This window comes from Variovorax sp. P4_D9, from assembly GCF_056401695.1.
Map to the genome: position 1 here is coordinate 1 of NZ_JBFUIU010000552.1, position 6,122 is coordinate 6,122.

General features: G+C 68.5%; 6 protein-coding genes. All 6 read left to right on the plus strand.

The annotated features are described in order from the left end of the window. Positions 1-451, plus strand: a 451-nt coding sequence (locus AC1DY5_RS38450) for a DNA gyrase C-terminal beta-propeller domain-containing protein (RefSeq protein WP_478119710.1), incomplete at its 5' end; no start/stop codon positions are given. Further along, positions 448-1,032: a DUF2059 domain-containing protein gene (locus AC1DY5_RS38455; protein ID WP_478119711.1), complete on the plus strand. Its 585-nt coding sequence runs from the start codon at positions 448-450 to the stop codon at positions 1,030-1,032. The genes AC1DY5_RS38450 and AC1DY5_RS38455, both read left to right, overlap by 4 nt. A gap of 50 nt (positions 1,033-1,082) precedes the next feature. Then, positions 1,083-2,150 (plus strand): 3-phosphoserine/phosphohydroxythreonine transaminase, encoded by a 1,068-nt coding sequence (serC, locus tag AC1DY5_RS38460; RefSeq protein WP_478119715.1) that lies wholly within the window; start codon positions 1,083-1,085, stop codon positions 2,148-2,150. 21 nt (positions 2,151-2,171) lie between these two features. Then, complete coding sequence (pheA, locus tag AC1DY5_RS38465) at positions 2,172-3,293, plus strand: prephenate dehydratase (RefSeq protein ID WP_478119712.1); 1,122 nt, start codon at positions 2,172-2,174, stop codon at positions 3,291-3,293. Positions 3,294-3,387: 94 nt separating this feature from the next. Next, complete coding sequence (locus tag AC1DY5_RS38470; protein ID WP_478119713.1) at positions 3,388-4,266, plus strand: prephenate dehydrogenase; 879 nt, start codon at positions 3,388-3,390, stop codon at positions 4,264-4,266. A 2-nt stretch (positions 4,267-4,268) separates the two neighbouring features. Continuing rightward, positions 4,269-6,122: bifunctional 3-phosphoshikimate 1-carboxyvinyltransferase/cytidylate kinase (locus AC1DY5_RS38475; protein ID WP_478119714.1), on the plus strand; the 1,854-nt coding region annotated here is incomplete at its 3' end.

Consider the following 6,122-nt stretch of genomic DNA (forward strand, 5'->3'; position numbering starts at 1 on the left):
CGCCCGCGGCGTACGCGGCATGACCCTCGAGGACGGCCAGGGCGTGATCGCCATGCTGGTGGCCGAGGACGAGGAGCAGAGCGTGCTGACCGCGACCGAAAACGGTTACGGAAAACGAACAAGCATTACCGAGTACACGCGACATGGCCGGGGAACCAAGGGCATGATCGCGATTCAACAAAGTGAACGTAACGGCAAGGTGGTGGCTGCGACTCTCGTGCATGCCGACGACGAGATCATGCTCATCACCGACAAGGGTGTCCTCGTGCGCACCCGAGTCTCCGAAATCCGCGAACTGGGGCGTGCGACGCAAGGCGTCACCCTGATCGGACTCGACGAAGGCGCCAAGCTCAGCGGGCTGCAGCGCATCGTCGAAAATGACGCGAATATCGAGAATGAACCCGGCGCCGACGATCCTTCCACCTCATCTTCAACGGAGAATCCCCAGTGAATAAATTCAAACTCGCGCTCCTGACGGCCACGCTCGCCGGCAGCTCGCTGGCCATGGCCCAGGACAAGGCGGCCATGATCAAGCAGTTCATCGAGCTGCAGCGTCCCGGCGTGGAGTCGCTGGCGCGCGGGCTGGTCGAGCAGTCGAGCGCCCCGATCGCCCAGGCCGGTTCCCAGTACCTGCAGACGCAGGTGCCGGCCGAAAAGCGCGAAGCCGCCGCCAAGGCAGCCGATGTCGAGCTCAAGAAGTACTTCGACGAGGCCTATCCGATCGTGCGCGACAAGGCCGTGCAGCTGGCACCGACCGCCCTGTCGCCGATCATGGAGCAGAACTTCAGCGAGGAAGAAATGCGCCAGCTGCTGGCCTGGATCAGCTCGCCGCTGAGCAAGAAGTACCAGGAGGTCAATCCCAAGCTGCAGACCGCGCTGACCGAGAAGCTGGTGACTGAAACCCGCGCCACGATCGAGCCGAAGATGGTCGCGCTGGACGCCAGCGTCGCCAAGGCGCTGGGCGCGCCGGGTGCACAGGGCGGAGCGCCCGCAGGCAAGGCAGCGCCGGCCAAGGCGCCCGCCAAGAAGTGACGAAGGCGGCGGGTCCGCGCCCGTACAACTTCTCCGCCGGTCCGGCCGCGATGCCGGAGGCGGTGCTGCAGCAGGCCGCCTCCGAGATGCTCGACTGGCACGGCAGCGGCATGGGCGTGATGGAAATGAGCCATCGCGGCAAGGAGTTCGGCGCGATCTGCACGCAGACCGAGGCCGACATTCGCACCCTGCTCGCGGTGCCTTCGCAGTTCCACATCCTGTTCATGCAGGGCGGCGGTCTCGGCGAGAACGCGATCGTGCCGATGAACCTGTCGCGCGGGACCCGCGCCGACTTCGTCATCACGGGCAGCTGGAGCAGCAAGTCGCAGAAGGAAGCCCAGCGCTACTGCGAAGCCAGGGTGGTCGCGAGCAACGCGGCGGACGGCCACACCCGGCTGCCGGACCCGGCCGGCTGGCAGCTGTCGCCGGACGCTTCGTACGTCCACGTCTGCACCAACGAAACCATCAACGGCATCGAGTTCCAGCAGCTGCCGGACCTGGCCGCACTCGGCAGCAAGGCGCCGCTGGTGATCGACTTCTCCTCGCACGTGGCCTCGCGGCCGGTCGACTGGTCGCGCGTGGGACTGGCCTTCGGCGGGGCCCAGAAGAACCTCGGCCCGGCGGGCCTGACTATCGTGGTCGTGCGCGACGACCTGCTCGGCCATGCGCTCGAGATCTGCCCGAGCGCCTTCAACTATAAGACCGTCGCCGACAACCACTCGATGTACAACACGCCCCCGACCTGGGGCATCTACATCGCCGGACTGACCTTCCAGTGGCTCGCGCAGCAGACGGAAGGCGATCTCAAGGGCGTCGCCGCCATGGAGGCGCGCAACATCGCCAAGGCGCGGCTGCTGTACGACTTCATCGACGGCTCGGACTTCTACGCCAACAAGGTCGACCCCGGCTGCCGCTCGCGCATGAACATTCCCTTCTTCCTGGCCGACGAGAGCCGCAACGAGGCTTTCCTGGCCGGCGCCCGCGAGGCCGGACTGCTTCAGCTCAAGGGCCACAAGTCGGTCGGCGGCATGCGCGCGAGCATCTACAACGCAATGCCGCTGGCCGGCGTTCAAGCGCTGGTGGGCTACATGCGAGAATTCGAGCGGTCGCGTGCGTAGAGGCACGCGCTCCCGACCCGAATGACCGCCTCAGCACCACCCCCTTCCGCTCCCGATTCCTCCTCCTCGAGCCTGGCCGATCTGCGTGTGCAGATTGACTCGCTGGACCAGCAGCTTCTCGACCTCCTGAACCGGCGCGCCCGCGTCGCCGAGCAGGTCGGCGAGGTCAAGAAGCGCGAGGGGACGCCCTTCTTCCGGCCCGATCGCGTCGCCCAGGTGATCGAGAAGATGCAGCAGAGCAACGGCGGCCCGCTCAAGGCGCTGCACGTGGCCGCCATCTGGCGCGAGATCATGTCGGCCTGCCTGGCCCTCGAATCGCCGCAGCGGGTCGCCGTGCTCGGCCCCGAAGGCACCTTCTGCGAGCAGGCCGCGGTCGAATACTTCGGCGGCGCCGCCGACCTGGTCTATTGCGCCAGCTTCGACGAAGTCTTCCATGCCACCGCCGCCGGCAGCGCCCAGTACGGCGTGGTCGGCGTCGAGAATTCCACCGAAGGCGTGGTCACGCGTTCGCTCGACCTGTTCCTGCATTCGCCCACCCACGTGGTCGGCGAGGTCAGCCTGCTGGTGCGCCACCACCTGCTGCGCTCGAGCAACTCCCTCGAGGGCATCGAGGCCGTGCTGGCCCATCCGCAGGCGCTGGCGCAGTGCCAGACCTGGCTCGCCAAGCACCTGCCGAATGCCGAACGGCGCGCGGTCTCCAGCAACGCCGAGGGCGCCCGCCTGGCCGCCGGCAACCCGGCCTGGGCCGGGCTCGCGAGCGAGCGGGCAGCCACCCGCTTCGGGCTCCACATCGTGGCCCACGCGATCCAGGACGACTCCTACAACCGCACCCGTTTCGCCATCATCTGCCTGCCGCAGACGCTGGCGRTGCCGCCGGCGACCGGCCGCGACTGCACCAGCCTGGTGGTGTCGGTGCCGAACCGGCCCGGCGCGGTGCACGACCTGCTGGTGCCGCTCAAGGCCAACAACGTCTCGATGACGCGCTTCGAATCGCGGCCGGCTCGCACCGGCCAGTGGGAGTACTACTTCTACATCGATCTCGACGGCCACCCCTCGCAACCCAACGTCGCCGCCGCGCTCGTCGAACTGCGCAAGCTGTGCGCGTTCTACAAGGTCCTCGGCGCCTACCCGATCACCGCATGAAAAGCCCCCACGCTCATCGCTTCGCGTATCGCTGCCCCCGAGGGGGTGCTCAGTGCCCTTCGGGCGGCCGGGCGGGCACTGAGGCCACTGGACGATGATCGAACAGTTGGGTCTGATTGGCTGCGGACTGATGGGCGGCTCGTTCGCCCTGGCGCTCAAGCGCGCCAAGCTGGTGAAGCGGGTGGTCGGCTACAGCAAGTCGCCGTCGACCACCGAGCGCGCCCGGCAACTCGGCGTGATCGACGTCGCGGCGCCCTCGGCGCTGCTGGCGATGTCGGGTGCGGAACTGGTGCTGATCGCAGTGCCGGTCGGCGCCTCCGAGCAGACCTTCAAGGCCATTCGCCACGGCATCAACGACCAGATGCTGGTGATGGATGTCGGCTCGACCAAGGGCGACGTCATCGAGGCCGCGCGACGCGGCCTGCAGGACCAGATCGGCGCCTTCGTGCCCGCCCATCCGATCGCGGGCAAGGAAGTGGCGGGAGTGGAGCATGCCGACGCCGACCTCTACACCGGGCGCCAGGTGGTGCTGACGCCGATCAAGGCTACCTTGCGCTCCAACGTCCAGCGGGCCTCGAAGGTCTGGACCGCGATCGGCGCCAAGGTGGTGACGATGACGCCGGAAGCCCATGACAGCGCCTTCGCGGCCGTGAGCCACCTGCCGCACCTGCTTGCTTTCGCCTTCATCAACGCCCTGGCGGCGCACCCTCAAGGGGGGAGCATCCTGGAACTGGCCGGCCCGGGCTTTCGCGACTTCACGCGCATCGCGGCCAGCGACCCGACCATGTGGCGCGACGTCCTGCTGGCCAACCGCGACCAGGTGCTGCTGCAGGCCCAGGGCTTCCGCGAGGCCCTGGCGCAACTCGAGGCGCTGGTGCGCACGGGCAACGCACAGGCGCTCGAGGACGCGATCGCGGCCGCGAGCGGGGTTCGCTCGAAGTGGCAACCCGGCGCCGGCGCCTCTCCCGACTGACGATGTTCTCGACCCCCTTTCTCGACATACCGGCGCTTTCGGGCGCCGCCGGCACGGTTCGCCTGCCGGGCTCCAAGAGCATTTCGAACCGCGTGCTGCTGCTGGCGGCACTGGCCAGCGGCACCACGACCGTGCACGACCTGCTCGATTCCGACGACACGCGGGTCATGCTCGACGCGCTCGCAGCGCTCGGTTGCGTCATCGAACGCGAGGGCGACGTCCTGCGCATCGAAGGCCTCGGCGGCCAGCTGAAGACGCCGGCGGCGTCCTTGTTCCTCGGCAACGCCGGCACCGCGATGCGGCCGCTGACGGCCGCGCTGGCGCTGCTCGGCGGCGAGTTCGCGCTGAGCGGCGTGCCGCGCATGCACGAGCGGCCGATCGGCGACCTGGTCGACGCCCTGACCCAGCTCGGCTGCCGCGTCGACTACCTCGRCAACCCGGGCTACCCACCGCTGCAGATCCATCCGGTGACGCTCGACGCGCTGCAGCTCGACGCCCCGATCCGCGTCCGCGGCGACGTCTCGAGCCAGTTCCTGACAGCCTTGCTGCTCGCACTTCCGCTGGCGGCACGGCGCGACATCGTGATCGACGTCGTCGGCGAGCTGATCTCCAAGCCCTACATCGAGATCACGCTGAACCTGCTGGCGCGCTTCGGCATCTCGGTCGAGCGCGAGGGCTGGCAGCGCTTCACCATTCCGGCCGGCAGCCGGTACCGCTCGCCGGGGGACATCCACATCGAGGCGGACGCCTCGTCGGCCAGCTATTTCATCGCGCTCGGCGCCATCGCCGAAGGGACCGGCATGCGCATCGAGGGCGTGGGTGCCGATTCGATCCAGGGCGACATCCGCTTCATCGACGCTGCGCGGCAGATGGGCGCCCGCGTCGACAGCGGCGCCAACTGGCTGGCGATCGCGCGCGGCGCCTGGCCGCTGAAGGCGATCGACATCGATGCCAACCATATTCCCGATGCCGCCATGACGCTGGCCGTGATGGCGCTCTACGCCGATGGCCCGAGCACGCTGCGCAATATCGCCAGCTGGCGCGTGAAGGAAACCGACCGCATCGACGCCATGGCCAACGAACTGCGCAAGCTCGGCGCGACTGTGGAGGACGGCCCGGACTTCATCCGCGTCCACCCGCTGGCGGCGGCCGGCTGGCGCCCGGCCAGCATCAAGACCTACGACGACCACCGGGTGGCGATGTGCTTCTCGCTGGCGGCCTTCAATCCGGCCGGCGTCGCGCTGCGCATCCTCGAACCGCACTGCGTCGCCAAGACTTTCCCCGACTATTTCGAGACGCTGTTCTCTGTCGCCGAGGCGACCGAGGTGCCGGTGATCTGCATCGACGGCCCGACCGCTTCGGGCAAGGGCACGCTGACGGTCGAGGTGGCGCGGCGGCTTGGCTACCACTACCTGGACTCGGGCACGCTCTACCGCGTGACCGGGCTGGCGATGCGCCGCGCCGGGCTCGAAGCCGAAGCCGGGCACGAGGCCCGGATCGCCGAACTGGCGCGCGCCCTGCCCCTCGTCTTCAGCGAGGGCAAGGCGCTGCTGGCCGGCGAGGACGTGAGCGAGGCCATCCGCACTGAGGCCGCAGGCATGGACGCTTCGCAGGTTTCGGCGCTGCCGGCGGTGCGCGCCGCCCTGCTGGCGCTGCAGCGCAGCTTCCGGCGCCTGCCGGGGCTGGTGGCCGACGGCCGCGACATGGGCACCGTGATCTTCCCCGACGCCGGGCTCAAGATCTTCCTCACGGCCAGCGCCGCCCACCGTGCCGAACGGCGCTATAAGCAGTTGATTTCAAAGGGAATTTCAACTACAATCGACAGTCTTCGCGCGGACCTGGAAGCGCGTGACCTC

Coding starts and splice junctions, on each gene's coding strand:
- AC1DY5_RS38470 (WP_478119713.1), top strand. CDS start 3,388: ATGATCGAACAGTTGGGTCTGATTGGCTGCGGACTGATGGGCGGCTCG.
- serC (WP_478119715.1), top strand. CDS start 1,083: ATGCCGGAGGCGGTGCTGCAGCAGGCCGCCTCCGAGATGCTCGACTGG.